This is a genomic window from Providencia sp. NPDC089933 (assembly GCF_049545585.1).
Classification (GTDB): Bacteria; Pseudomonadota; Gammaproteobacteria; order Enterobacterales; family Enterobacteriaceae; genus Providencia; species Providencia huashanensis.
In genome coordinates this window covers 47499-74161 of the sequence record NZ_JBMWDT010000012.1, presented here as the reverse complement: position 1 = coordinate 74161, position 26663 = coordinate 47499, and the positions used below count along the sequence as shown (strand labels likewise).

The 26663-nt window shown below is 39.5% G+C and carries 24 protein-coding genes; 14 read left to right on the top strand and 10 right to left on the bottom strand.

The window, feature by feature from the left end; all coding sequences use genetic code 11:
* Positions 1-20 precede the first annotated feature (20 nt).
* The 3 genes from ACPEH5_RS16610 to ACPEH5_RS16600 all read right to left on the bottom strand — a co-directional run bounded on the left by ACPEH5_RS16610 (position 21) and on the right by ACPEH5_RS16600 (position 3434).
* On the bottom strand, positions 21-1547 hold the full coding sequence (locus tag ACPEH5_RS16610) for an MASE1 domain-containing sensor histidine kinase (protein WP_181469342.1): 1527 nt from the start codon (positions 1545-1547) through the stop codon (positions 21-23).
* A gap of 6 nt (positions 1548-1553) precedes the next feature.
* The gene (locus ACPEH5_RS16605; RefSeq protein ID WP_042844669.1) at positions 1554-2180 is read right to left on the bottom strand and encodes a response regulator transcription factor; all 627 of its coding nucleotides are present in this window, start codon (positions 2178-2180) and stop codon (positions 1554-1556) included.
* A gap of 222 nt (positions 2181-2402) precedes the next feature.
* Positions 2403-3434 carry a methyltransferase gene (locus ACPEH5_RS16600; protein WP_042844666.1) on the bottom strand — a complete coding sequence of 344 codons (1032 nt, stop codon included), beginning with the start codon at positions 3432-3434 and terminating at the stop codon, positions 2403-2405.
* A gap of 1056 nt (positions 3435-4490) precedes the next feature.
* Here ACPEH5_RS16600 and ACPEH5_RS16595 point away from each other — a divergent pair.
* The 5 genes from ACPEH5_RS16595 to glnB all read left to right on the top strand — a co-directional run bounded on the left by ACPEH5_RS16595 (position 4491) and on the right by glnB (position 10158).
* Entirely contained in the window at positions 4491-5930 is a 1440-nt protein-coding gene (locus ACPEH5_RS16595; protein WP_042844664.1) for a sensor histidine kinase, read from the top strand.
* Positions 5931-6013: 83 nt separating this feature from the next.
* Positions 6014-6769, top strand: coding sequence for a two-component system QseEF-associated lipoprotein QseG (qseG, locus tag ACPEH5_RS16590; RefSeq protein ID WP_071548855.1), 756 nt, complete (start codon positions 6014-6016; stop codon positions 6767-6769).
* The gene (glrR, locus tag ACPEH5_RS16585; RefSeq protein WP_042844663.1) at positions 6756-8096 is read left to right on the top strand and encodes a two-component system response regulator GlrR; all 1341 of its coding nucleotides are present in this window, start codon (positions 6756-6758) and stop codon (positions 8094-8096) included. Before qseG ends, glrR begins: the two co-directional genes overlap by 14 nt.
* An 88-nt stretch (positions 8097-8184) precedes the next feature.
* On the top strand, positions 8185-9807 hold the full coding sequence (locus ACPEH5_RS16580) for an NAD+ synthase (protein WP_071548212.1): 1623 nt from the start codon (positions 8185-8187) through the stop codon (positions 9805-9807).
* 12 nt (positions 9808-9819) lie between these two features.
* The gene (glnB, locus tag ACPEH5_RS16575; protein ID WP_004912721.1) at positions 9820-10158 is read left to right on the top strand and encodes a nitrogen regulatory protein P-II; all 339 of its coding nucleotides are present in this window, start codon (positions 9820-9822) and stop codon (positions 10156-10158) included.
* A gap of 194 nt (positions 10159-10352) precedes the next feature.
* Here the strand turns inward: glnB and hmpA are convergent, their stop codons facing one another.
* Complete coding sequence (hmpA, locus tag ACPEH5_RS16570) at positions 10353-11552, bottom strand: NO-inducible flavohemoprotein (protein WP_042844659.1); 1200 nt, start codon at positions 11550-11552, stop codon at positions 10353-10355.
* 463 nt (positions 11553-12015) lie between these two features.
* Here hmpA and glyA point away from each other — a divergent pair, with 463 nt between their 5' ends.
* Together glyA and ACPEH5_RS16560 are read left to right on the top strand one after the other, a co-directional pair.
* Positions 12016-13269 (top strand): serine hydroxymethyltransferase, encoded by a 1254-nt coding sequence (glyA, locus tag ACPEH5_RS16565; RefSeq protein ID WP_105881182.1) that lies wholly within the window; start codon positions 12016-12018, stop codon positions 13267-13269.
* Between the two features lie 81 nt (positions 13270-13350).
* Positions 13351-14502, top strand: coding sequence for a 3-phenylpropionate MFS transporter (locus ACPEH5_RS16560; RefSeq protein ID WP_042844654.1), 1152 nt, complete (start codon positions 13351-13353; stop codon positions 14500-14502).
* Between the two features lie 153 nt (positions 14503-14655).
* Here ACPEH5_RS16560 and ACPEH5_RS16555 read toward each other — a convergent pair whose 3' ends face one another.
* The 5 genes from ACPEH5_RS16555 to ACPEH5_RS16535 form a co-directional block, all read right to left on the bottom strand.
* Positions 14656-15933 carry a TRAP transporter large permease gene (locus tag ACPEH5_RS16555; protein WP_042844653.1) on the bottom strand — a complete coding sequence of 426 codons (1278 nt, stop codon included), beginning with the start codon at positions 15931-15933 and terminating at the stop codon, positions 14656-14658.
* A complete protein-coding gene (locus tag ACPEH5_RS16550) occupies positions 15924-16403 on the bottom strand; it encodes a TRAP transporter small permease (RefSeq protein WP_048607855.1) in 480 nt (159 codons plus the stop codon). Before ACPEH5_RS16550 ends, ACPEH5_RS16555 begins: the two co-directional genes overlap by 10 nt.
* Positions 16404-16479: 76 nt before the next feature.
* Entirely contained in the window at positions 16480-17484 is a 1005-nt protein-coding gene (locus ACPEH5_RS16545) for a C4-dicarboxylate TRAP transporter substrate-binding protein (protein ID WP_071548209.1), read from the bottom strand.
* 31 nt (positions 17485-17515) lie between these two features.
* On the bottom strand, positions 17516-18970 hold the full coding sequence (locus ACPEH5_RS16540) for a tagaturonate reductase (RefSeq protein ID WP_048607853.1): 1455 nt from the start codon (positions 18968-18970) through the stop codon (positions 17516-17518).
* 368 nt (positions 18971-19338) lie between these two features.
* Complete coding sequence (locus ACPEH5_RS16535; protein WP_281111128.1) at positions 19339-20244, bottom strand: GntR family transcriptional regulator; 906 nt, start codon at positions 20242-20244, stop codon at positions 19339-19341.
* 143 nt (positions 20245-20387) lie between these two features.
* Between ACPEH5_RS16535 and ACPEH5_RS16530 the strand changes: the two genes are divergently transcribed.
* Positions 20388-21404, top strand: a complete 1017-nt coding sequence (locus tag ACPEH5_RS16530; protein WP_281111129.1) for a zinc-binding alcohol dehydrogenase family protein — start codon at positions 20388-20390, stop codon at positions 21402-21404.
* Positions 21405-21494: 90 nt separating this feature from the next.
* On the opposite strand, the gene suhB is transcribed toward ACPEH5_RS16530, so the two are convergent.
* Positions 21495-22298, bottom strand: a complete 804-nt coding sequence (suhB, locus tag ACPEH5_RS16525) for an inositol-1-monophosphatase (protein ID WP_042844648.1) — start codon at positions 22296-22298, stop codon at positions 21495-21497.
* A gap of 123 nt (positions 22299-22421) precedes the next feature.
* Here suhB and trmJ point away from each other — a divergent pair, with 123 nt between their 5' ends.
* The 6 genes from trmJ (at position 22422) to hscB (ending at position 26656) form a co-directional block, all read left to right on the top strand.
* Positions 22422-23153: a tRNA (cytosine(32)/uridine(32)-2'-O)-methyltransferase TrmJ gene (trmJ, locus tag ACPEH5_RS16520; protein WP_042844647.1), complete on the top strand. Its 732-nt coding sequence runs from the start codon at positions 22422-22424 to the stop codon at positions 23151-23153.
* A gap of 119 nt (positions 23154-23272) precedes the next feature.
* Positions 23273-23770 (top strand): Fe-S cluster assembly transcriptional regulator IscR, encoded by a 498-nt coding sequence (iscR, locus tag ACPEH5_RS16515; RefSeq protein WP_004264917.1) that lies wholly within the window; start codon positions 23273-23275, stop codon positions 23768-23770.
* 122 nt (positions 23771-23892) lie between these two features.
* Positions 23893-25107: an IscS subfamily cysteine desulfurase gene (locus ACPEH5_RS16510; protein WP_042844645.1), complete on the top strand. Its 1215-nt coding sequence runs from the start codon at positions 23893-23895 to the stop codon at positions 25105-25107.
* A 25-nt stretch (positions 25108-25132) separates the two neighbouring features.
* Positions 25133-25519: a Fe-S cluster assembly scaffold IscU gene (gene iscU, locus ACPEH5_RS16505; protein ID WP_004264914.1), complete on the top strand. Its 387-nt coding sequence runs from the start codon at positions 25133-25135 to the stop codon at positions 25517-25519.
* 211 nt (positions 25520-25730) lie between these two features.
* Positions 25731-26054: an iron-sulfur cluster assembly protein IscA gene (iscA, locus tag ACPEH5_RS16500; RefSeq protein ID WP_004264913.1), complete on the top strand. Its 324-nt coding sequence runs from the start codon at positions 25731-25733 to the stop codon at positions 26052-26054.
* An 80-nt stretch (positions 26055-26134) separates the two neighbouring features.
* A complete protein-coding gene (gene hscB, locus ACPEH5_RS16495; protein ID WP_042844640.1) occupies positions 26135-26656 on the top strand; it encodes a co-chaperone HscB in 522 nt (173 codons plus the stop codon).
* Positions 26657-26663 lie beyond the last annotated feature (7 nt).

The window sequence follows — 26663 nt, the reverse complement described above, 5'->3', positions numbered from 1 at the left end:
TAGTTTTGCGATGTTTTATCTCAAAATGTGGGCAAGTTAACACTTATTTTCGTTCCATTTTGGGTGGTTAACGTCCAATCACCGCCTAAGGCTCTGACTCGTTCTTCAATACCACGTAAACCAAAGCCGCTGGTTCGTTTACTAAAAGGAATACCAACGCCATTATCATCAACGATAAGCTGGATCTGGTCATTTACTTGTTCAAGTGATATATGGATTTGAGTGGCTTTCGCATGCTTACTGATATTGTTAAGTAACTCTTGGACTAGCCGATATAGTGTAAATAAAACCGTTTCGTTTATTGGTGTTTCTTGTAAACCGTAATGAAAATGGCATTGAATATTCCTTTCAGGGAAGGAAAACTCAGCAATTAAGTGTTTAAGCGCTTTTTCCAAGGACATTTCTTCTAGCACGGGCGGGCGTAACTGGCGCAACAATTGCCGTGTAGACTGGTGAATTTGCTGCGCGAGTTCATTAATTTGGCTCGCTGCTTGCTGGCCAAGTGGATCAGCGGCAGTTTTTTTGACTAACATTGATTGAATTTGGATGGCGGTAATATTTTGGCCGATTTCATCGTGTAACTCACGGGCAATCGCTTTTTTAATATCTTCTTCGGTATGGACTAATTGGCGCATTAAATCACGACGAGCTTTTAGCTCTTGTTCTAAACGTTGGCGGTAACGTTGTAAATTGCTAGCAAGTTGTTTTTGACGGCTAATGGCAATCCCTAATCCAATACCAATAAGGGCTTGGGTACTTAAGAACATCTCTAGTTCTTCTAAATCAGCGAAGGCACCGTGGAATTGCCGAGCAAAAGTAATAATTAAACTCCCTAATAGAGCGGAAAGTACTCCACCTTGCCAGCCATAGCGATAGGCCATAAAAACATTAGGAATAAATACCAGTAGGACAATTAAACGCTCTATTTCAGGCGCAAAAAAGACTTGAGCGCTTAAACCGACAACACAAAACAAAAAGCACCAGACAATCAATGAAGTACGTAATTGCTTATCAGGAGTCCCATAGTCAAGTAACATTTGGTAGTGCTGTTCGTGTAGATATTCATAAATTAGGTAAACAAATGGGGATAGCAAAATTCCGCCAGTAAATGACGTTAAAAATAACTGGCTAACGGAATAGGGGGATAACCAACCAAATAATAACGCATGCAGAATGCTATTTGCAGCCACACCGGCGAGCAACAGTAATAAACGTTGCCAATATAAAGTGTATCGCCACCAGATATCTTGAATAATAAAAGCGACTCCAAGGCTAAGCAATGGAGAGAGTAATAAAATAGGTTGAAACAGTAATTGTTCTTCTGATAGCCAAAGATTGAGTATTCCTTCACTGAGTAGCAGTGTTGGCCAATAGCGTCGCCAAAGGATGATCATTAAAGCGAGTCTTAACCCTTGAGGAAGAAATAATGTTGCTTGAAAACTATTTTGGCTCAAATAAAAACCGATGATCCACAACCCAACCCACAATAATGAATAGGTAAAAAGTAGAAAGGTGGATTGCAGTGTTAATCGCAGGCTTTTATTCATCATAAATTATCGAGAAATCAGGTTGTGTTCTAATGCATAATGAACCAGATCGATGGTATTTTCACACTGTAATTTACCGAGTACATTAGCACGGTGCACATGAACAGTTTTATGGCTCAATTCGAGTTGTTCAGCTATGACCTTAACGCTTAACCCTGATACTAATAAATCAAATACTTCGCGTTCACGAGGGGTAAGTTCTTGAATTCCTTTTTGTTGCTGCGGTGAATGGCGTAAAGCTCTCATGGCATCTGAACATAGGTAGCAACCTCCCTGATGGACAGAACGAACAGCTTGGACTAATTCTTCTGGTCCGCAGCGTTTCGTTAAATAAGCGCTAGCCCCCGCATCTAACGCACTTTGAACAAAAGCCGGCGTGTCATAAATACTTAAAATAATTGTACGGAAGTCGGGCTTTTTCTGGCGTAGACGCGTGAGTAATTGCAAGCCGTTTTCATCAGGCATAGAAATGTCCATAATGGCCACATCTATATCAAGGTTAATTAGGTTTGGCCAAGCTTCTTGGGCATTTGCATATTGCCCAACCACTGAAATATCACTTTCTAAGGTAAGCAATTGAGCGAACCCAGACCGTACAACAATATGGTCATCAATTAAGGCGATTTTTATCATTTGGCTTTATTATTTTAATGTGTAGTGTGTTACTCAGTCTTATATCAAGATGGGAAAGGATAATCTATAAACATCATTTAGAATTCTGATATTCATCAGAAAAGCAGAGTATAAAAGGAGTAGGGAAGGCGAGCCCACAATAGGCAATGACTTAATCGTACAAGGTAATAAAACTAAGGCTTAATGCTTTATTACCTGAAGAGTTAGCCCTTACTTAGATGATTAAACAGGCAATACTTCAATGATATAAACGTGGGTATCCGTGTCGATGATTCGGTTAAGTTTTAACCCAGACTTGGCAAATAGCGCTTCAAACTCTGCTTTTGTATGCCCGCCGCCATCCGCGGAAAGGTTGATACAGAGTAAATCCAATTCTTTGCCAAAATAGGGTTTGTCATCATCACCAATAACACAATCGATCAAGAGTAATTTAGATGATTGCTTCATGGCACGGCGGATAGTTTTTAGGATCTCAACAACTTTGTCATCTGGCCAGTCATGGCTGATATACTTAAGTAAAAATATATCGGCTTCTGGGCATTTTTCAAAGAAAGAACCGGGGCAAGTTTCCCAACGAGAGTCATCTTCTAATAAGTGTAAGATATTATTTTCTAAAACATGTTCCCTATCAAATAGAATACCTTGAACTGTTGGGTTGTTTTTCAGTACTTCGAGAAGTAAACCACCAAAGCCACCCGCAATATCAGCTACAACAATATTTTCATTGAAATCATAATGCCTAACTACAGAGTTATTTTCTATCGCTGAAAATGATGACATACCATTATGGAAGTTGTCGGGTAAGTTGGCATTTTTCTCCCAATATTCAAAGAAACTACCGCCAAATAAATCTTCAAATACCGGTTTTTTTAATGCGATATCACTTAATTGATAAGACGGCATCCAAAATGTTTGGTCTGTTACCATGAGTATCGCTTGGCGTAATGAAAATGGATGATCAGCCTTTAGAAATTCGGCTTCAGGGTTTAAGGCAAAACGCGAGTCACCTAGAGAGGTAAAAATCCGGTGGCTGGCAAGCAGGCGCAGTATTTGGCGAATTGTTCTTTCTCTGCAACCGAGTTCTTGTGCTAGCTGCTCTGACGTTTTGGGGCCACTCTCTAAGTGTTCAGCTAAATTAAGTTTTGCAGCTGCACGTAATGCAGCTTGAAACATGAAACCAATTGTTTGCTGTAAAACGTATACGCCAGCACTGAGGTCATCTGGTTTGTTAGTTACCGTTGAAGAGTCTTTCATTTGACATCCTATTATTGTTTAAAAAAAGGTCAATTGATTTGTTCTTTTTAAGTATTATATTACTTTGCGGAAAAAGCAAACCATATAAAAAGAAAATGCGAGAATTTCTTATCTTAATGTATTATAAGTAATTATTTTTTTGGTTGTCTGCTTTGTTATAGATTGTCAAATTAGAGTCAATATTTTATTTCACACATAAAATATAAATATATTTAATGTAACTTAACTGAAATATCAATAGGGTTAACTAGGTTTTTCCCCCTCTAATACGGGGTGTATAAAATTAACGACAGACCAGTATTGCCACTGTCGCCAAATGGAGACACTTATCTTATTGATATTTAAGGTTATTTTATTTTTGGTGCTAGAGTGTCTTAAATTAGCGACAATACGATGAATGGAGAACACTATTTTTGTGTACTTAAATCCCGCAAAAGAATGATTGAATATATTTTTTGTTATTATTCAAAGTGATGAGTGTTTTCTTGAAAAGTTGGCATGGCTTGTGCATAATAATATTCAGTTGCTCATTCAATTTATTATGTAGGTCCATAATTAGTTGGGTACATACCACATAAAGCAAGAATGACGCCAAAGTAAGGTGCCTACCGTCCAACAGCACAGATACTCGCCTTCGGGCCTTATCAAACACAGGGCGACACGTTGAGTGAGGCACCACCTATATGATTATCTTTATTGTAAAGACATAGTCATATAAAAGAAGTAACCCATCGCTGGCGGGGTAGAGTCCAATACTCTATCCCGCCTTCCTGTTTATCTCCCCCAATCTTTCGAACCGCTGCGTTGCTATCTCAGTGTAGTTTCCCCAAAGATCATCTTAAGTGATTGGTTGTTGAAATGCGCTTTTGCTATTTATTTATCAATAGATATGCGTGGCTAAAAAGCCCCGACCTTTATTTAGAGAGGTTGGCATGTTGATTGCTATCACATTATACACTTAGTCTGATTTCAACATTGCGGTATACAGAATTGTGATTCAACTACCCGTCCTACAAAGAGTTCTGTTACCATTAAAAAACGTTTAATGAGTATGAGATGAATGCATTGAGTAAATGGCGTTTTTTCCCGCGCTCCTTGCGCCAATTGGTTGTTATGGCATTCTGGTTGGTATTATTACCACTCTTAGTGTTAGCTTATCAGGCTTACCAAAGCTTAGAGCAACTGAGTAATCAAGCAGCCGATATCAATAAGACCACATTGCTTGACGCAAGGCGCAGTGAGGTCATGAGTAGTCTCGCCTTGGAAATGGAGCGTAGTTATCGGCAATATTGTGTTTTACAAGATGCGACACTACAGACACAGTATCAAAAGCAATTTGTTGACTATGAACAGATGCTTGAGCGCCAAAAGACGATTTTACCGAAAGACTCAGATACCTCTAACCTGTCTAAAATATTAGGGCAACTTAAAGCAGTTACTTGTGAAAATAACGAACCAACCCAGAAAGTTGTTCAAGCATTGGAACAATTTTCCGCTGAAAATGCACTTTTAATTCAAGAAACAAGAAATGTGATTTTTAGTCGTGGAGAGCAATTACAAAAAGCAATTGCCAATAAAGGGCAATTATTTGGTTGGCAAAGTTTAATCCTCTTTTTATTGAGCGCATTACTGGTCACTTTATTCACAAGGATGATTATTGGTCCGGTGAAGGTTATTGAGCGAATGATTAACCGCCTCGGTACTGGTCGAACCTTGGCGAGCAATATAGAACGCTTTAAAGGCCCTCGAGAGCTGCGTACTATTGCTCAGCGGATCATCTGGTTGAGCGAACGTTTGGCATGGCTTGAATCTCAACGCCATGAATTTTTGCGTCATATTTCACATGAATTAAAAACGCCTTTAGCCAGTATGCGTGAGGGAACAGAACTTCTTGCGGATGAGGTTGCTGGGCCATTAACGGTCTCCCAAAGGGAAGTTGTCGAAATCTTAGATCATAGCAGTAAGCACCTTCAGCAACTTATTGAACAACTTCTTGATTATAATCGCAAATTGGTAGATAACCCACCTGAAGCACAATTAGTCGATTTGCAAAAGCTGATTGACGATATTGTAAATGCACATAATTTACCGGCGAGAGCGAAAAATATTAAAACGGACGTGCGTCTAAAAGTTGAAAGTTGCTTAGCAGAACCGACACTTCTTGGGCGTGTAATCGATAATATCTACTCCAATGCGGTGCACTATGGCAGCGAATCAGGTAATATTTGGGTTTCTAGTCGTAGGATAGACAATAAACTTCTGATTGAAGTTGCTAATACAGGTACTCCAATCCCAGATTCTGAAAAAAGCATGATATTTGAGCCTTTTTATCAAGGTTCATTACAAAGAAAAGGTGCTGTTAAAGGAAGTGGATTAGGGCTAAGTATTGCACAGGATTGCATCAAACAAATGGGGGGAGAGCTCTCCTTGGTGCCTCATAAATCAGCAGATGTTTGTTTTAGAATTGAACTGCCTCTAACAGCAGAGAATGAATAATGGTAAATCGGTCTACAGAACTTTTAACCGTACTTTGTAATAAAGTCGCGTTTAATAAACAAAAGCAGGTGGTTAGTTACGTGATGAGACGTACAACTACACATATTGGGGTGGTTTTATTTGGCCTTTTTTTAACAGGTTGTGTTACGAAAGATGGGCAATCCCCCCTTGAAACACTGTCACAAGTTGTTGTACCTGAAGTTAAAGTGACTGACTATCGCTATGCATCTTGTGAAACTATTTGGGATAATGACCAGCTAGCAGCTCGTGAAAACGCCTTGTTTTGGTTACGTATGATGGATTGTGCTGATAGGGTTGATATGACTCAGGCTCGAACTGATGCTAATCAAATAACGGTGACGGATTGGTCGACGGCATTTCAACAAAATATCTTATTAAATTCAGCAGACCCCAGCATTGCTGAAAGGCGAAAAATGCTTGATAGCATTAATACCTATAGTTTGAGTTTTCCAACAGGGGTACGCCCCTTATTGCAGCTATGGCGTGAACAACAAGTGCAAATTATTAATCTTTCTGATGCAGGTTCGCGTTATAAGCGTTTGCAGCAAGAAATGGACAGTAAACTCGACCGCCTAAAGGAAGACAATGCCAAGCTGGCTTTTGAATTGAACACGACTGCGCGAAAATTAGAAAACTTAACGGATATTGAACGCCAACTTTCTTCACGCAAAAAAAGTACTAATGAAACAGAAAAAGAAGTCGAGAATGCAGTAGAAGGGGAAAAACCTACATCTTCAGAGAGCCAGCAGCCAAGTAACACATCGGGCTCATCTGTAGAACAGCCTTCATCGGAGAATGAACCTAATGACAAACCGTAAATCGGCAAATTTACTGTTAGTGGATGACGACCCAAGTCTACTTAAACTACTCGGAATGCGTTTAAGTAGTGAAGGTTTTAAAGTCATTACGGCAGAAAGCGGGCCTGAAGCACTAAAAATATTACAAAAAGAAAAATTAGATTTAGTGATCAGCGATTTACGAATGGATGAAATGGATGGCATGGCGTTATTTGATGAAATTCAAAAAGCCCATCCGAATATGCCCGTTATTATATTAACGGCACACGGCTCTATTCCTGATGCTGTTGCGGCTACACAACGAGGGGTATTTAGTTTCTTAACTAAACCCGTTGATAAAGATGCACTATATAAAGCCATCGACGAAGCTCTTGCGCTTTCATCAACCCCAATAAGTGATGAGGAATGGAGCTCTGGTATTGTGACTCGCAGCCCTTTAATGATCCGTTTACTAGAGCAAGCCCATATGGTTGCTCAGTCAGATGTAAGCGTATTAATTAATGGGCAAAGTGGTACAGGTAAAGAAGTATTGGCTCAAGCAATCCATAAAGCAAGCCCTCGTGCTCGTAAGCCATTTATTGCGATTAACTGTGGCGCATTACCTGAGCAATTATTAGAGTCTGAACTTTTTGGCCATGCTAAAGGTGCATTTACAGGCGCGGTGAGTAATCGTGAGGGGTTATTTTTCGCTGCTAGTGGTGGGACCTTATTTTTGGATGAAATTGGTGATATGCCAATGCCATTGCAAGTCAAATTATTGCGAGTGTTGCAAGAGCGCAAAGTACGCCCCTTAGGAAGTAACCGTGATTTAGATATTGATGTACGAATTTTATCTGCCACTCATCGTGACTTACCGAAAGCGATGGAAAAAAATGAGTTTAGAGAAGACCTTTATTACCGCTTGAATGTAGTTAATCTACGTATTCCTGCATTGAATGAACGCTCTGAAGATATCCCATTATTAGCTAATCATTTATTACGTGAGTCAGCATCTCGCCATAAACCGTTTGTACGCAGTTTTTCCAGTGATGCGATGAAATGCCTTATTACCGCGAGTTGGCCAGGAAATGTGCGTCAGCTAGTCAACGTCATTGAACAATGTGTTGCACTCACCACGTCTCCTGTTATTAGTGAAGCGCTTGTCAGTCAGGCTCTGCAAGGGGAAAATACGGCCCTCCCGACTTTTGTTGAAGCGCGTAATCAGTTTGAACTAAATTACTTGCGTAAGTTATTACAAATGACGAAGGGGAATGTGACTCAAGCTGCTAGAATGGCAGGGAGAAATCGTACAGAATTTTATAAATTACTTGGTCGTCATGATTTAGAAGCCAATGATTTTAAAGAATAAATGAAAATTATTGACCGCATGAATTTTATCGAACAAATTATGTGCAATAGAGCAATCCATATTCATGCTTCGGGAGAAAAAACACCTTATGAGCCGTAAGCTTAACATTTCGCTAGCACAACTTAACTGGCTAGTCGGTGATATTGAAGGCAATTGTGAACGCATGCTGCAAGTTGTAAAAGAACAAGCAGGTCACACTGATATCGTTATGTTTTCAGAGTTATCACTGACTGGGTATCCTCCGGAGGATTTGATTTTCCGTGGTGATTTTGAAGACCGTTGCCTCGTACAACTTGAACGCCTACAAAAAGCCAGTTCTGCTACAGCAATTATCGTCGGTCACCCATGGTATGAAAACGATGAAATCTATAATGCGTTGTCATTTTTTTACCAAGGCAAATTACACGCACGTTATTTTAAACAAGAACTGCCAAATTATGGCGTATTTGATGAGCCTCGTTATTTCACGGCTGATGAAAAAACCTGCGTAGTCGAATTTAAAGGTTATCGCATTGGGTTATTGATTTGTGAAGATATTTGGTATGACGAGCCAGTGGATGCCGTTAAAGGCGCCGGTGCTGAGTTATTACTCACGATAAATGCTTCACCTTATGATATTCACAAAGAACATATTCGTAGTGACTTGCTGGTCGATCATTGCCAACGTACTAATATGCCTATCGTCTATCTCAACCAAGTCGGTGGTCAAGATGAACTAGTATTCGATGGCGGTTCTAAGGTATTGGCGAATAAAGGTAAACAAGTATACCAGTTGGCTGAGTTTGAAGAACAAGTAGCGACAGTCCATTTTGAAGATTTGGTATTGGTGACTGATGGTGGGGCTCAAGAAGAAACGAACTCAGTGGCTCAAGTTTACCAAGCGTTGGTATTGGCAACACGTGATTACATCACTAAAAATGGCTTCAACGGTGCCATTTTAGGGTTGTCTGGAGGAATAGACTCAGGGCTGACTGTTGCTATTGCCGTAGATGCAATAGGTAAAGAGCATGTACAGGCAGTGATGATGCCTTTCCGCTATACTTCTGAAATGAGCATCCATGATGCCAAAGAACAAGCTGAGCTGCTCGGAGTTGAATTTGATATTGTTTCTATTGAGCCAATGTTTGATGCATTCATGGCACAATTAGCACCTATGTTTGAAGGTACAGCAGCTGATACAACAGAAGAAAACCTACAAGCACGTTGCCGAGCTGTTATTCTAATGGCAATGTCTAATAAACGCCGTCGGTTAGTGTTGACCACAAGTAACAAAAGTGAATCGGCCGTGGGCTATTCAACATTATATGGCGATATGGCTGGGGGATTTGATGTATTAAAAGATGTGCCTAAAACCCTCGTCTTTGAGTTAGCTAAATATCGTAATACAATATCGCCAGCTATCCCTCAACGTGTCATTGATAGGCCTCCTTCTGCGGAACTTGCTCCAGGCCAGTTAGACCAAGACAGCCTACCGCCTTATGACGTTTTGGATGCGATACTTGAAGGTTATGTCGAAAAAGATCTCTCCGTTAATGATTTAATTAAGTTAGGTTTTGATAAAGACATGGTGCGTAAAGTTGTACGCCTTGTTGATATTAACGAATATAAACGCCGTCAAGCTCCTATTGGGCCGCGTATTACCATGCGTAATTTTGGGAAAGATCGCCGTTATCCGATCACCTCAGGTTTTGGCCGTAAAAACTGGTCATAACAGGGACTATTTATGAAAAAAATTGATGCAATTATAAAGCCATTTAAACTTGATGATGTTCGTGAAGCTCTGGCTGAAGTAGGAATAACTGGGATGACTGTTACTGAAGTGAAAGGCTTTGGTCGCCAAAAAGGGCATACCGAGCTGTATCGCGGTGCAGAATATATGGTCGATTTCCTCCCTAAAGTAAAAATTGAAATTGTAGTTCCGGACGATATAGTCGAAAACTGTGTCGAAACCATTATGCAAACCGCGCAAACCGGTAAAATTGGTGATGGTAAAATCTTTGTTTATGACGTTGCCCGGGTGATCCGCATCCGTACGGGTGAACAGGACGAAGAAGCGATTTAAACATAGAAGGAAAAAGCGGTAACGGAAAATACACAGGAATGGGATTAAAACAGTGTATTTGTTAGATGAACCCGTTACCGCTAAATTGCGAGAAAACTAAGCCGCTTGAGCTTTAAAACGTGATTAAAGCAATTTTAATGCGTTAATGCATCTCAAGAAATGCTCTTCTCACGAGAAGAGCATTTTTTTATCAATTAGTTGAGTGGCAGAACCTTATGTGGGCCAAAACATTCATAGTGAATAGCATTGGCATCAACCCCCATTGAAACTAACTGTTTACCAACATGTTGCATAAAACCGACTGGGCCGCAGAAGTAAAACTGCATGTTTGGTTGCTCAATCCATTCACGAACTTGCTCTAAGTCCATTAAACCTTGGAATTGATAATCAAAGCCAGCCCGATCAGTTGTACGAGGTTGATTAAACCAAATGGCAGATTGCCCCGCTTTTTGTTTTGCCATCAGTTGTTGTATTTCATGGCTAAAAGCATGAACAGCCCCATTTTCAGCCGCATGTAACCAATTAACTTGTGCATCGTGCCCTTGTTCTGTGAGGTGGTTAAGCATACTTAACATCGGGGTTAAACCTACACCCGCAGAAATTAACGTGACAGGGGTTTGGTTATCAACATCGATAAAGAAATCACCACAAGGAGGGGCCAATAATACGCTATCACCTTCATTTAATTGCTGGTGTAAAAAATTAGAAACAGCGCCTTGGTCTTCGCGTTTTACGGCGATACGATAGCTATGACCATTAGGTGCAGTAGTTAATGAATATTGGCGAATTTCTTGGTTTTCAAAATCATCACTATTTACATAGATTGTAATATATTGCCCTGCGCGGTAATTTGCGACGGGTTTTCCATCGACAGGGACAAATTCAAAACTGGTGATGACATCACTTTGTGGCTGTTTTTGTTTTAGTTTAAATTCCCGTAGGCCTTCCCATCCCCCCGTTTTATCTGAGTTTTCTTGGTAAATTGCGGCTTCACGACCAATGAAAATATCCGCTAATACACCATAAGCTCTTCCCCATGCATCAAGCACTTCTTGACCTGGGTTAAGTAATTCATCGATAGCTGCCAGTAAGTTTTCCCCAACAATTGGGTAGTGCTCCGGTTTGATATTTAAACTCACGTGTTTTTGTGCGATTTTTTCCACGGCAGAAACCAGTGCTTCAGGTGTTTCAATGTGGACGGCATAAGCGCAAATAGCATTGAATAGGGCTTCGCGTTGGTCACCATTCATTTGGTGAGTCATATTGAAAATATCTTTTAGTTCAGGATGTTGTTTAAACATTCTGTCATAAAAATGGGCGGTAAGTTTGGGGCCTGTCTCAGCAATGGCAGGGATAGTTGATTTGACAATGGCAATGGTTTGGCTATCTAACATACAGGTGCTCCTGAATTATGTTCATGTTCCCTTAGTGTTCATCGCGATGATGTATTTTTCAGCTACTTGAAAATATATTGCATATTTTCATTTAGATAGCGTTATTTCACCGTAATAAACGTACTTTTATTTGAGAGACACAAAGTTTATTTATAAACATGTATTTTAAATACAACTTATAATATTTAAGGTAACAAGTAAATACTCAAACGTGGAAAATATGACTGAAATAAACACATAATGAGAAGGGGCTTGCAAATTCAGCGATCTCTGCGTCAAAAAATAAAATTTGGACTATTTTATAGTGAAGCCTTAAGAAGCAAATGAAGTGAAAAAAATTAATGCAATCGTTTGCGTATATTTTTTCTTTAGGGCTATCTCAACAGAGAAAAAGAGTTTACACTGTGTGTTATTGCGATGAATCGATTTTCAACCTATTGAATTGCTGAGGCAGGAGAAGCGAATGTTAAAGCGTGAAATGAATATTGCAGACTATGATCCAAAACTATGGGAAGCAATGGAGCAAGAAGTACAACGTCAAGAAGAACACATTGAATTAATTGCTTCTGAAAACTATACCAGTCCACGAGTCATGCAGGCTCAAGGTTCTCAGCTAACCAATAAATATGCAGAAGGCTACCCAGGTAAACGCTATTACGGCGGTTGTGAGTACGTTGACGTCGTTGAGCAATTAGCGATTGACCGTGCAAAAGAATTATTTGGCGCTGATTACGCAAACGTACAGCCGCATTCTGGTTCACAAGCAAACGCTGCTGTTTACATGGCTTTATTACAACCGGGCGATACAGTGTTAGGTATGAACCTTGCACACGGTGGGCATTTGACGCATGGTTCGCCAGTTAATTTCTCGGGTAAGTTATATAATATCGTTCCTTATGGTATTGATGAGAGCGGTAAGATTGACTACGACGATATCAAAGCACAAGCAGTAAAACATCAACCTAAAATGATTATCGGCGGTTTCTCTGCATATTCAGGTGTGGTTGATTGGGCTAAAATGCGTGAAATTGCAGATAGCATTGGTGCTTATCTGTTTGTTGATATGGCTCACGTTGCAGGTCTTATTGCAGCTGGTGTTTATCCAAACCCAGTTCCTCACGCTCATGTTGTCACAACAACGACCCATAAAACTTTAGCAGGCCCTCGCGGTGGTTTGATCCTTGCTAAAGGTGGCGACGAAGAGATGTACAAAAAAATCAACTCTGCGGTATTCCCAGGTTCTCAAGGTGGTCCTTTAATGCATGTGATTGCAGGTAAAGCGGTTGCGTTGAAAGAAGCTATGGAGCCAGAGTTCAAAGTTTACCAGCAGCAAGTGGCGAAAAATGCGAAAGCCATGGTCGACGTTTTCCAAAAACGTGGCTATAAAGTTGTGTCTGGTGGAACTGAAAACCACTTATTCTTAGTTGATTTAGTTGATAAAGGTATTACTGGTAAAGATGCTGATGCAGCTCTTGGCCGCGCTAATATCACTGTTAACAAAAACAGCGTACCAAACGACCCGAAAAGCCCATTCGTAACGTCTGGTGTACGTATTGGTTCTCCAGCAATTACACGTCGTGGTTTTAAAGAAGCGGAAGCAGGTGAGCTAGCTGGCTGGATGTGTGATATTCTAGACAACCTCAATGACGAAGCGACCATTGAAAGCGTGAAACAAAAAGTATTAACAATCTGCAAAAAATACCCAGTTTACGCATAATATAAACAATATTTAATTACCTAAACCCGCTTCTACATGTTTGTATGAGCGGGTTTTTTGCATTGAAAAAAGGGAGGGGTGATGGTCATTCCATCAACACGTTGGTTAGCTATTGACTATTTTACCTATTTTTTTGCGTATAGTATTTTTTTACCATTTTGGTCTGTGTGGCTACAGGGCGAGGGTATTGATGCAGAAATGATAGGGGTTTTACTCGGTGTCGGGCTAACAGCTCGCTTCCTAGGTGCAATGTTTATTACTCCTTCCGTTAAAGAGCCCTCAAAACTCATCATGGCACTACGACTGCTAGCAGGTCTCTCATTAATTTTCTCTGTTGGTTTTGCTTTTGGTTCCCATTGGGCATGGTTATTATTTGTGATGATAGGGTTTAACTTGTTTTTTGCACCAATGGTTCCATTAGGGGATTCGTTGGCTGGCACTTGGCAAAAACAATTTTCATTCGATTATGGCAAAATCCGTGTTTGGGGCTCTATCGCATTTATTATCGGCTCATCTTTAATGGGCTATTTGGCGGGAGTCTGGGGTCATCAGTCCATTATGGTTGCTTTGATTATAAGTTGCTTAGCATTATTGCTAGGGTCAATGTTAAAACCCGCTATCATGCCGACTGGAGCTGCCAAAGTAGAGGGCGATGATAAGCTTTCCTTTAAGCAATTAATTGCAGATAAGAACATCGTGAAGTTTTTAGTTTGCGTAACGCTGCTGCAAGGTGCACATGCAGCTTATTATGGGTTTGCGTCCCTATTTTGGAAAGAAGCGGGCTATTCAGATTTAGTAATAGGTAATTTGTGGTCACTGGGTGTTGTCGCAGAAGTGATAGTTTTTATGTTGAGCCACCGTTTATTTAGGCGTTGGAGTGCTCGTAATCTATTACTCTTATCTGCATTTTGTGGGGTGATTCGCTGGGGCTTAATGGGGGCATTTACCAGTTTACCAGTATTAATCATTATACAAATACTGCACAGTGGTACCTTTACGGTTTGCCATTTAGCCGCGATGCGTTTTATTAGTGCGCGTAAAGAAAATGAAATCATTCCGTTACAAGGGGTGTATTCTGCCCTAGCCACCGGTGGTGGGTTAGCTGTGCTTACAATTATTGTTGGTTATATTTATGAGCGCGTTCCAGCCCATCATGGTGTGGTTTTCTATTTAATGGCTCTTCTTGCTATTCCTGCCATATTTATTCGACCCAAAATTGTTGCTCAGCCGTAATGGTGAATAGTTACGAGGGAGTCTGTTGTCAAGTAGTGAAGTGAATATGCGTATTCTTGCTGCATTTCATTTATATTAATTTAAATAAAAACACTTAATTAAAATGGGCAAGTAGCTTTCTGAGCTACTTGCCATCTAAAGTTAGTATTATTTTTATAAGCTTGGTAAGAATGTTGTAAATACAGGCATAAATGTCACTAGTAATAAAACAACAATTAATGCGAAGAATAACGGTAATACTTCACGAATAAAGTCAGCAATACGCACACCTGTGATAGACGTCGCGACAAACATCACTGTTCCCATTGGTGGCGTTAAACAACCAATAGCCAAATTCAATATCATCACAATACCAAAGTGGATTGGGTCGATACCGAGTAATTTCACCGTTGGCATTAATAGAGGAACGAGCACAATAATCGCGGCATTACCTTCAATGAACATGCCTAGAATTAACAGAACCGCATTGACTATCATTAAAAATACATAAGGATTGTCAGAAAAATTGGTCATCATTCGCGCGACATCTTGTGCCACTTGCTCATTCGTCAATACCCATGCTAATGCGGAACATGTCATGATGATTAGCATAATACTCGCGGTTGAACGAGCTGTTTCGAGAAACGAAGCGGCGATATCTTTTAACTTCATTTCGCGATAAAAGAAGGTACCAATAACGATGACATAAAGTACAGCAATTGCACCAGCTTCTGTTGGGGTAAAAATACCAAACCTAATTCCACCAATGATCACAAGAACCAACAAGAAAGCTGACATTGCGCCTTTACCGGTTTGGTATACCTCTGACCAAGTCGGTCCTTTTTCTCTTGCTGGTTTATAGCCACGTCTCTTGGCAATCAAATAAATAGTAACCATTAAGGCAAGGCAGCACATAAGGCCAGGAATAATTGCAGCCATAAACATTTTGCCAATGGAAACGTCAGCAACAAACCCATAAATAATAAGGGCTATCCCAGGGGGAATAATTGGGGTTATGAGTGAACCAGCGGCTGTCACAGCAGCAGAAAAACTCCTTCCATAGCCTAATTTCGTCATTTCAGGCACTAGCATTTTAGACAGCATTGCACAGTCTGCAAGGTTAGATGCTGATAGCCCACCCATCATGGTGCTTAACAATACGTTTGATTGAGCAAGACCTCCAGGGTAGTGGCCGGATAAAGTGCCAGTGAATTTTAGCATTCGACTGGTTATTCCAGTGTAATTTAATAAATTTCCTAATAAAATAAAAAAAGGAATAGCTAGTAAGGTTACGTTTTCCCCTGCACCAATAATTCTCTGTACGGCGATTAATGGAGAAATATCACCAACAGAAAAGAAATAAGTGAGTAAAGCGATTAATACACTTAAGAATATAGGGACGTTAATTAAAAAACAGAAAATTAATACAATACAGGCGATAACTACTGACATGGTTTATCCCCTTTAATTAATTTGCTCATATCTTCCAACAAATGTTGAATTGAAAATAACACCATGATGGATGCACCAATAGGAACAGAGAGGTCGATGTAATAATAAGAAACACCAATAATTGGGGTTATCTTATCTTCTGCAATAATAGACAGTTCGTATCCAAGGTAACCGAAAATTGATAAAGCAATGATAGCCATAATATGGGTGAATACTGCGATAACTAACTGTATTTTTTCAGGAAATAAAGAGGTGATGGCATCAATACTGACATGCATTCTTTTACCTGCGGCCGAAGCGGCACCGATCATGACAAGCCAGATGTAGCAAATAATTAAAACTTCTTCACTCCACATTAAAGGGTCATTAAGAAGCCAACGCATGAACACAGCAAGAATAGTGATCATCACAATCGCTGCGACGGCGAGTGATGATACAATATCACTTAATTTCCCCAGAAATTTAAACATAGAAGATCCTTGCAAGAATAATAGCTAACCTTATTATTGTGAAAAGACTGGCGGAATATACCGCCAATCATGATGGTTAATTATTAATAATATCTTGTGTTTGCTGGTATAAATTTGCAGACCACTCTGGGAATTCATTATAGAATGGCTTAGATTTTTCTTTGAAAAGCTCACGGTCAACTTCAACGACGGTAACCCCTTCATTCTTCATTTTTTCAATAATTTCTTTTTCTTCTTTTAGAACTAATTCAGTTAAATATTGGCCTGCTTCATTTCCTGATTCAACCAAAGCTTGTTGAATATTTTCAGGTAATTTACTGTAGGTTTTGCTTCCCATGACTAAGTTAGTGACGTTTTCTACATGGCCCGTTAGGATAAGAAATTTCGCTGCTTCATGGTGTTTTTGGCCATATAAAACAGGAATTGGGTTTTCTGCACCGTCAATAATTTTAAGGTTAAGTGCGGTATAAACTTCAGCTAAAGGTAATGGTGTTGGAGTTGCTCCCATCGCTTCTAAGCCTTTAATTTGGATTTTATTATTTGGTACACGGATTTTTAAACCTTTTAAGTCATCCGGCGTTTTTATCATTTTATTCGCGAGAATATGACGTGACCCATATAACCAATCTTTAGATACAACATGCAGGCCTTTTTTATCCAACTGCTGTTCTAAATTGCCATACCAAGGTGAAGCATTTAATTTAAAAATATCTTGATAGGAAAGGCCTAAATAAGGACCAAACATAATACCGTAGTCAGGGACATAGTCAGAGAAGAAAGCGCCATCAGCGAGAGTAATTAATGGGCTACCTAATTTCATTTGTTCTATGACATCTTTCTTAGAACCTAATTGTGAACTTGGGTAAGGGATTAATTCACCTTCACCATTTGTTTTTTCATTGAATTTTTTTGCCCATTCATGGATTGCTAAGTCAAAAGGTTCGCCTGGATTATTTTCGTAGGCAACTTTTAATTTATATTTAGCATCAGCAAAAGCTGAACCAGCCATACTGCCCATTAAAATCATAGTGCTGAGTGTTAAGCTAAGAATTTTCTTCCCGTTCAATGTGCTCAGTTTCATAAAAGTATCTCCTGTAGGGGGATTTATTGTTTTAAATAGTTTTTTTATATCTTTCACGTAAAGTGGATTCAGTGCCATTATGCAGAATAGCATTTATTTTTTGGCAAACATCTTCCTGTAATTGTGGAATTTCATTGAGATTTAAGCCCCATAAATCAGACATTGCTAAGACATTTTGGGTTAACTGCCTTGTATCCGAATCATAGAGGCTATCCCATTCTTTAAAACGTTTGAGCAAATAATCATCATCATTCAATGGGATTGATAATTGATTAAACTGCCCGCGATAAAAAACAATCAATGCCGCGAGTGAGAATGCAATGCAATAAGGGATTTGATTGTATTGGTTAGAATAAGAGATTAATTGAGGTAATAGCCGAGTTTTAAACTTGGTTAATGAATTAAGAGCGATAGAGAGTAATTCATGCTCTATAAATGGGTTGTTAAAACGGTCGATAACTGCGGATGCGAAAGCATTTAACTCCGTAGGGTCTTGAGATAACACAGGGATCACTTCGTTACCGATTAAATCCTTGGTGAAGGATAATAAAATGGGGTTAGATGTGGCCTCACGTACAGTTTTAATTCCTGCTAAATAAGCGACAGGTACCATTGAGGTATGTGCGCCATTCAAGATAGCGACTTTACGCTCTTTGTAAGGTTTAATGTCATCGACAATCTTTATGTTTAATGGCAATTCATTTAATTTCAGTTTTTTCTCTAATTCTTTTGGTCCTTGAATAACAAATAGATAAAAATATTCAGCGGTAACTAAAAACTTATCTTTATAACCTAACTCTTTTTCTAATTTACCGATTTCATTTTTAGGATAACCTGTCACTATTCTATCAACTAACGTAGAGCAAAAGGTATTGTGGTTATTCAGCCACATGATGAAATCATTAGGTAGATTCCAGTCCTCTGCGTGTTTATTGATAAATTCTTTTAATTTTTCACCATTATAATCGATTAATTCACAAGGGATGATTATCAATCCTTTGCTTTTATCACCATTGAAATGCTGATAACGGTGGAAAAGAAATTGAGTCAATTTTGCAGGAAAACTACTTGCAGGCCTATCGTCCAAGCAAACATCTTGTTTATAAACAATACCCGCTTCGGTCGTATTGGAAAAAACCCACTGTAAGTCTGGGTTTTCCGCACAACTTAAAAATTTATCATATTCAGAATAAATAAGAATTTCGCGATTAACGGAATTGATGATCCTGACATTTGAAACACTTTGTTGTTGTTCGTTGATTCCCCTGGTGATGGCGGTATATAAACCATCTTGCTCATTGATTGACGGGTGTGTTGAATCAATCGGCCTGACAATTGTTATGCCGCTATTAAAGTCTGTTTTTTCATTCAGTTGATCAACCATCCAGTCAATAAATGCCCGTAAAAAGTTACCTTCCCCAAACTGAAGAATTTTTTCTGGGTACTGCTTATTAGCCATTGATTGCCGATTCAGGTAATTATCCATGACTATTCCTCGAGTTATTATGTGTATTATTCATCTGGTGTGGGTTCAGACTAGAAGTATTTTTTTTTACGGACTATTAATTGCATCAATTTTGTGGGGTCAATGGCTTTTTGGTGTTTTTAATGTGTTTTTTATCAATTAAAAACATGGTTTTTATCTTTGTTAAAATGGTGATTATTATTATTTTTTATATAATTATATGATAATTAAGAAATATATTATTTTTTGGGTAAGTGAGGATGATTGGTTTTTTATGATTCTATTGTTTTTTTAGTGAAAAATTCAGGTTAAACGTGGAGGAGGGAATAATAATAGTAAGTCATAGGGCGCTCAATTAGTTTTTAATCAAGCGCTTGGATTGAATAGGGTTATTCATATGTCTGTTGTATCGAATTGATCATAGTCCGTTTAGCAGTATCTAAATGGTGACGAAGTTCATTCATCGCGACAATATCATTACGGCTAATTAAAGCACTTAAAATAGTCATGTGTTCTTCGATAGCAAGGACGTTTCTTTCTTTTAAGTCTGACTCATCCCACTGGTATTGGAAGTGGAATATAACAGTAATAATTTCAAGTGATTGGTTAAAAAAGGGATTGTTGGCTCCCGATAAAATAAGGCTATGTAATTCATAGTCTAACTGGGAAAAATCACGATAATTAATCGTGACTGTTTCGCGCAATGCCCTATGTTTAAGTAATAATTCTTTGGCTAAAATCCAACGGTGGTCATCCGCGGGTAAATTTAAAAAATGCGTAAGTGCATTTGTTTCAAGCAACTCCCTAAATTCAAAGAGTTTCTCTGCATATTCGCGAGAAAATTTCATTATATGCCAGTTGCCTCTATGGGTATTTTTAATTAACCCATATCGAGAAAATTCAACCAAAAATTCCCTAACCACACTGGAGTTAACATGGCTTTTCTTGGCGAGTTGTAACTCTGTAAAAGTATCCCCAGGCATCAGTTCTTTGCGTTTAATCATTTGGTAAAACGCTTTTTCGAATAACACAATTTGCTGATCTGGCAGGCTTGATTCAACTGGGAAGAAATCAGTTTTGTTTGGGTATCGAATAACGTGATATTCATTACCTTGTTTTTCAACAATTTTTTTCTCTAGTAAATATTCAATCGTGTGCCTGACAGTTGTACGACTGATATTAAACATTTCCGCTAAGGAAGATTGAGAAGGAAAAGGCGAAGTTAACAAATTTTTATGAATAGCATCTAAAAATTCATTAATAGAAGCGTAGCGCAAATTTTTACTTCTCACCATTTTGAGATCCCTCTAATTGATTTTTATTCTTAAAAAACCGATTTAAAACCGATTTTAAAACATTTAATCACAAAACCTGCTTGTTTAATATCTAGATTATGTTTTTTAAATTAAAAAAGACAGATAAATTGATGGAGGATGATATGAAGCAATTGATTTGTCAGGAACCTAAAAAGCTAGTCTATCAGCAAGTTGAAGAGCCAGTGGTCAAAGCCGGTCAGGTAAAAATTAAAATCCATGCTATTGGAATTTGTGGCACAGATATTCATGCATGGGGAGGAAATCAACCTTTTTTCCAATATCCTCGCGTATTAGGGCATGAGATTTCGGGGACCATTTGTGAAGTCGCTTCTGATGTAACTCAGTGGAAAGTAGGGCAACGTGTTGCGGTAATGCCTTATGTTGCTTGCTACGAATGTGGAGCTTGTAAAAGTGGTAAAACGAATTGCTGCGAAAAAATCTCAGTTATAGGTGTACATGAAGATGGGGGGTTTTGTGAGTATTTAAATGTCCCAGAGAATAATGTATTGGCAATCGCCGATACTGTTAGTGATATTGATGGGGCGTTAATTGAGCCATTTTCTATTAGTGCTCACGCGGTAAGGCGTGCGCAAGTGAAATCTCAAGATACGGTTTTGGTCGTGGGCGCAGGGCCAATTGGTTTAGGTGTTGCTGCTATTGCTAAAGCAGATGGTGCTAACGTGTTAGTTGCAGATACCAGTGCAGCAAGGCGCCAGCACGTAGAAAAGGTGCTGGGAGTCACAACCTGTGACCCAGCGGATGAAATGTATTTATCTATCATTGAAGAAAATTTCCAAGGGCAGTTAGCAGAAAAAGTCATTGATGCGACGGGGAACCCGCATGCGATGAATAGCGCCGTTAATTTAATTCGCCACGGTGGGATAGTGGTATTTGTTGGCTTGTTTAAAGGCAATTTATCTTTTTCAGATCCCGATTTTCATAAGAAAGAAACCACAATGATGGGAAGCCGTAATGCAACGCTTGAAGATTTCAATAAAGTAGCGAAGTTGATGTCGGAAGGTAAGCTAACAAGTGAGATGATGTTAACTCATCAATTTGATTTTAATACCATTGGTGAGCGCTATGAGAAAGATGTTATTAATAATCGTGAGTTAATTAAAGGGGTTATTTTATTTTAAGTCACATTCGTTAAATTACATGCAAAAAAATGCCCACTTAAGACAGCTTGAACTGTAACTTGTTGTGGGCTTTTTTCAAACGGGGGGTAATTAGCGTTTAAGGGCTTCTGATAATTCGTCTTTCATAACGGATAATATATCTTTAACCACTCGTGGGCTACCAGCAACCAAGTTACCTGAAGCTAAATAGTTATGGCCACCGACAAAATCAGTCACAATACCGCCTGCTTCACGCATGATCAGCTTGCCACCTAAGAAATCCCAAGGTTTTAAACCAATTTCGAAGAATGCATCAACACGGCCTGATGCGACATAGCATAAATCTAACGCTGCGGAGCCTGTGCGGCGAAAATCAGCACATTTATCAAACATAGCCGTCATAATTTTCATATAGGCAGGAGCATGTTGCTTTTGTTTGAAAGGGAAGCCAGTTGCGACAATAGCTCCGTCAAGGCCACGTTTTTCATCGATACGAATGCGGTAACCATTAAGTTGCGCGCCTTGACCACGAACTGCGCTGAACAGTTCATTACGCATTGGGTCATAAACAACGGCAACCTCAGTACGGCCTTTAACGCGCACAGCGATAGAAACAGAAAAATGGGGAAGGCGTTTTGTGAAGTTAGTCGTGCCATCCAGTGGATCGATTACCCATTGAATATCGTTATCTTTACCTAATAACTCACCGCTTTCTTCAGTGATAATAGTATGATCAGGATATGACTTACGGATGATTTCAATAATCAACTGCTCAGATTCTTGATCAACGTTAGTGACAAAATCGTTAGCGCCTTTTTGAGTCACTTTGATATTACTAGGCATTTCATAGTTTTTAGCTATGTGATTACCGGCCTTACGTGCGGCACGTATGGCGATGTTAAGCATCGGATGCATGGGCTTTTTCCACTGGAATGTTAAAGAACGAAAAACAAGAGAGCCGAATTATATAGATGTTCGTCACAATAAGCAATTTTGTGTTAAACTGTGCCGATAATTTTTTCATTAAACGTATAAACCATGTTAGATAATATCCGTATTGTTCTTGTTGAGACCTCACACACTGGTAATATGGGCTCGACTGCCCGTGCAATGAAAACCATGGGGCTTTCAAATCTTTATCTTGTTAATCCTCTTGTTGAGCCTGATTCACACTCAATCGCACTTTCCGCAGGGGCAAGTGATGTTATCGGTAATGCCACGATCGTCAAAACGCTCGATGAAGCCTTAGAAGGGTGTAAATTAGTCATTGGTACTAGTGCTCGCTCTCGTACATTGTCGTGGCCAATGGTTGAGCCTCGTGAGTGTGGTGTAAAATCAGTAAACCAATCAAAAGAGTCGCCAGTGGCGATTGTTTTTGGTCGTGAACGTGTTGGCTTGACTAACGAAGAGCTACAAAAATGCCAATATCACTTATATATTCCCACCAATCCTGAATATGGGTCATTAAATTTAGCGATGGCTGTTCAGTTGGTGAGTTATGAAATTCGTATGGCTTATCTGGCTATGGATGAAAAAAATGCGGTAATATCGCCGGATGATGAGGTAGAATACCCGCCATCAGAAGATGTTGAGCGTTTTTATGTCCATCTTGAGAGTGTACTACATGAGTCAGGTTTTATTCGTAAGGCACATCCAGGCTTAATTATGAATAAATTACGTCGCTTGTTCACCCGTGCGCACATTGAAACTCAAGAGTTACATATCTTAAGGGGTATCCTAACGTCGATGGAAAAATGGGCGAAAAAGTGAGGCTAAACTCGTGGTAAAAGTAGGTGAATAATACTTGAGTAAAATAGTCAGGTAAATAGTTGACTAAATTAGTCAGGAATGTCACAATCTTGCTATAATTTACCACGGAGTAATATGTTATGAGACTCACTTCCAAAGGGCGTTACGCGGTAACAGCGATGTTAGATGTCGCGTTACATTCTCAGTCAGGTCCAGTACCTTTAGCTGATATCTCTGAACGTCAGGGAATTTCCCTCTCTTATCTTGAGCAACTTTTCTCTCGTTTACGCAAAAACGAGCTAGTTTCCAGCGTCCGCGGTCCGGGTGGTGGTTATTTGCTTGGCAGAGACGCAGACCAAATTTTTGTTGCTGAAGTCATTGCTGCGGTTGATGAATCTGTTGACGCGACTCGTTGTCAAGGTAATAAAGAAGGTTGCCAAAATGGTGACCGCTGCTTAACCCACGCATTGTGGCGTGACTTAAGCGATAGAATCACAAGTTTCCTTAGCAGCATTAGTCTTGACGAATTGGTTAAAAACCAAGAAGTCATGGTTGTTGCTGATAGACAAGATAATGAACAGCGTAAAACCATGCCAAATGGAATAACACCTGAATCTATTATCAATGTACGTGCTTAAAAAATATATTAAAAATTGCAGTCGGTACATTTTGGTGAGGTTTTAGACGAAGAGCTAGCACCCGCTATTTGTACCTTTAAAAATTAAAGGCAAGCTATATTGACCTTTGGAGTATGTGAGCAATGAAATTACCAATTTATCTTGACTATTCAGCAACAACACCCGTCGATCCACGTGTTGCTGAAAAAATGATGCAATGTTTAACAATGGATGGGAACTTCGGTAATCCAGCATCCCGTTCTCACCGTTTTGGCTGGCAAGCCGAGGAAGCGGTTGATATTGCTCGTAATCAAATAGCTGAATTAGTGGGTGCTGACCCACGTGAAATCGTCTTTACATCAGGTGCAACAGAGTCTGATAACTTAGCGATTAAAGGCGCTGCCAATTTCTATAAAAAGAAAGGTAATCACATTATTACGTGTAAAACGGAACACAAAGCCGTTTTAGACACTTGCCGTCAATTAGAACGAGAAGGTTTTGAAGTGACTTATTTGTCACCACAAAGCAACGGTTTAATTGCCATGCAAGATCTCAAAGATGCTATCCGTGAAGACACAATTTTAATTTCAATTATGCATGTTAATAATGAAATTGGTGTTATTCAAGATATCGAAGCAATCGGTGAATTATGCCGTAGCAAAGGGATTATCTTCCACGTTGATGCGACTCAAAGTGTAGGTAAATTACCTATCGACTTGAACGCATTAAAAGTCGATTTAATGTCATTCTCTGCTCACAAACTGTATGGCCCAATGGGCATCGGTGCACTATACGTTCGTCGTAAACCGCGTGTGCGTCTTGAGGCACAACAACACGGTGGCGGTCATGAGCGTGGTATGCGTTCTGGTACATTAGCGGTTCACCAAATTGTCGGTATGGGCGAAGCGTATCGTATTGCAAAAGAAGAGATGGCATCTGAGTCCGAGCGTTTACGCGGGTTACGCTTACGTTTATGGAATGGCATTAAAGATATCGAAGAAGTTTACCTCAACGGTGATTTAGAACACGGTGCGCCGCACATTCTGAACGTCAGCTTCAACTATGTTGAAGGTGAATCACTGATGATGTCCTTGAAAGATTTGGCTGTTTCTTCAGGTTCTGCATGTACATCTGCAAGCCTAGAACCTTCTTATGTACTACGTGCTTTAGGGATGAATGATGAGCTAGCACACAGCTCAATCCGTTTCTCTTTAGGTCGTTTCACGACAGAAGAAGAAATTGACTATGCAATCAAAATGATTCATGGCGCAATTGGCCACTTACGCGAGCTGTCTCCTTTATGGGAAATGTTTAAAGACGGCGTAGATCTTAACAGCATCGAATGGTCTCACCATTAATCAGACGGTTTCAGGAGTATAAAAAATGGCTTACAGTGAAAAAGTTATCGATCATTATGAAAATCCACGCAACGTTGGTTCATTTGACAACAGCGACCCAAGCGTAGGCAGTGGTATGGTAGGTGCACCTGCATGTGGTGATGTCATGAAATTACAGATTAAAGTAAATGATGACGGCATTATTGAAGATGCACGCTTTAAAACGTATGGTTGCGGTTCAGCTATTGCTTCAAGTTCATTGGTTACAGAGTGGATGAAAGGCAAAAGCTTGGATGAAGCTGAGTCAATCAAAAATACAGCAATCGCAGAAGAGTTAGAATTACCGCCAGTGAAAATTCACTGCTCAATTCTAGCTGAAGATGCCATTAAAGCTGCTATTGCTGATTACAAAAGCAAACGCCAAAGCAAATAGGTATAAATGTTAGTGTATAGGGCAACCAATATTAATAAATAACAAAAGTTATCGTCCTATATCTGACAGATTATCCGTAATCATTTGGGGTGAATATCGCTGAGGGAAGTTAACACTCATCAGCTCAATGATGACGGATATAAAATAATTTGAAGGCGGATGCGACTAATCGGTAGCATCTGCCTTATTTGTTTCTAAAGTGAGGTTTGCAATGTCTATTTCTCTTACAGAAAGTGCGGCGCAGCGAATTCAATCTTTCCTACAAAACCGAGGGAAAGGTGAAGGCTTGCGTTTAGGTGTAAGAACTTCTGGTTGTTCAGGAATGGCTTATGTCCTTGAGTTTGCTGATATAATCAATGAAGAAGACACGGTTTTTGAAGACAAAGGTGTTAAAGTTATCGTCGATGGTAAAAGCATTGTTTATCTTGATGGTACCGAGCTGGATTTTGTAAAAGAAGGCTTAAACGAAGGGTTTAAATTTAATAACCCTAACGTCAACAGTGAATGCGGATGCGGTGAAAGTTTTCACGTATAATTCCTTCATATAAGCATGATTTTCGACCGATGTTGCTAATACTGGCGGCATTGGTTACCGGTTCGAGAAACTGAGCACTTATGGATTATTTTACTCTTTTCGGGTTAACTCCCGTTTACGCTATTGATAGCGAACAGCTAACGCAGCGCTTTCAAGATTTACAGCGTCAATACCATCCTGACCGTTTTGCAACTTGTTCCGAACAGGAAAAGATGCAAGCACTTCAAAAGGCTGCAACGATTAATGCGGCTTATCAAGCCCTTCGTCACCCGCTTAAGCGCGCGGAATATATGCTTTCATTGCATGGTTTCGATATTAATAATGAACAACATACCATGCATGACACTGCATTTTTGATGGAGCAGCTTGAATTACGTGAAGAATTAGACAATATCGAAAATAATGCTGATGCACTTGAACTACTGAGCACGTTTATGAAAAACGTCAAGCAAATGCAACAAACAAGAAGTGTGTTGATGGTAACCGAACTGGATGCCATGCAGTGGGAAAAAGCCGCTGATACCGTACGTAAATTGCGTTTTCTCGATAAGCTACAGCAACAGGCTGAGCAACTCGAAGAACGGTTACTAGGCGAATTTTAAGAGAAAA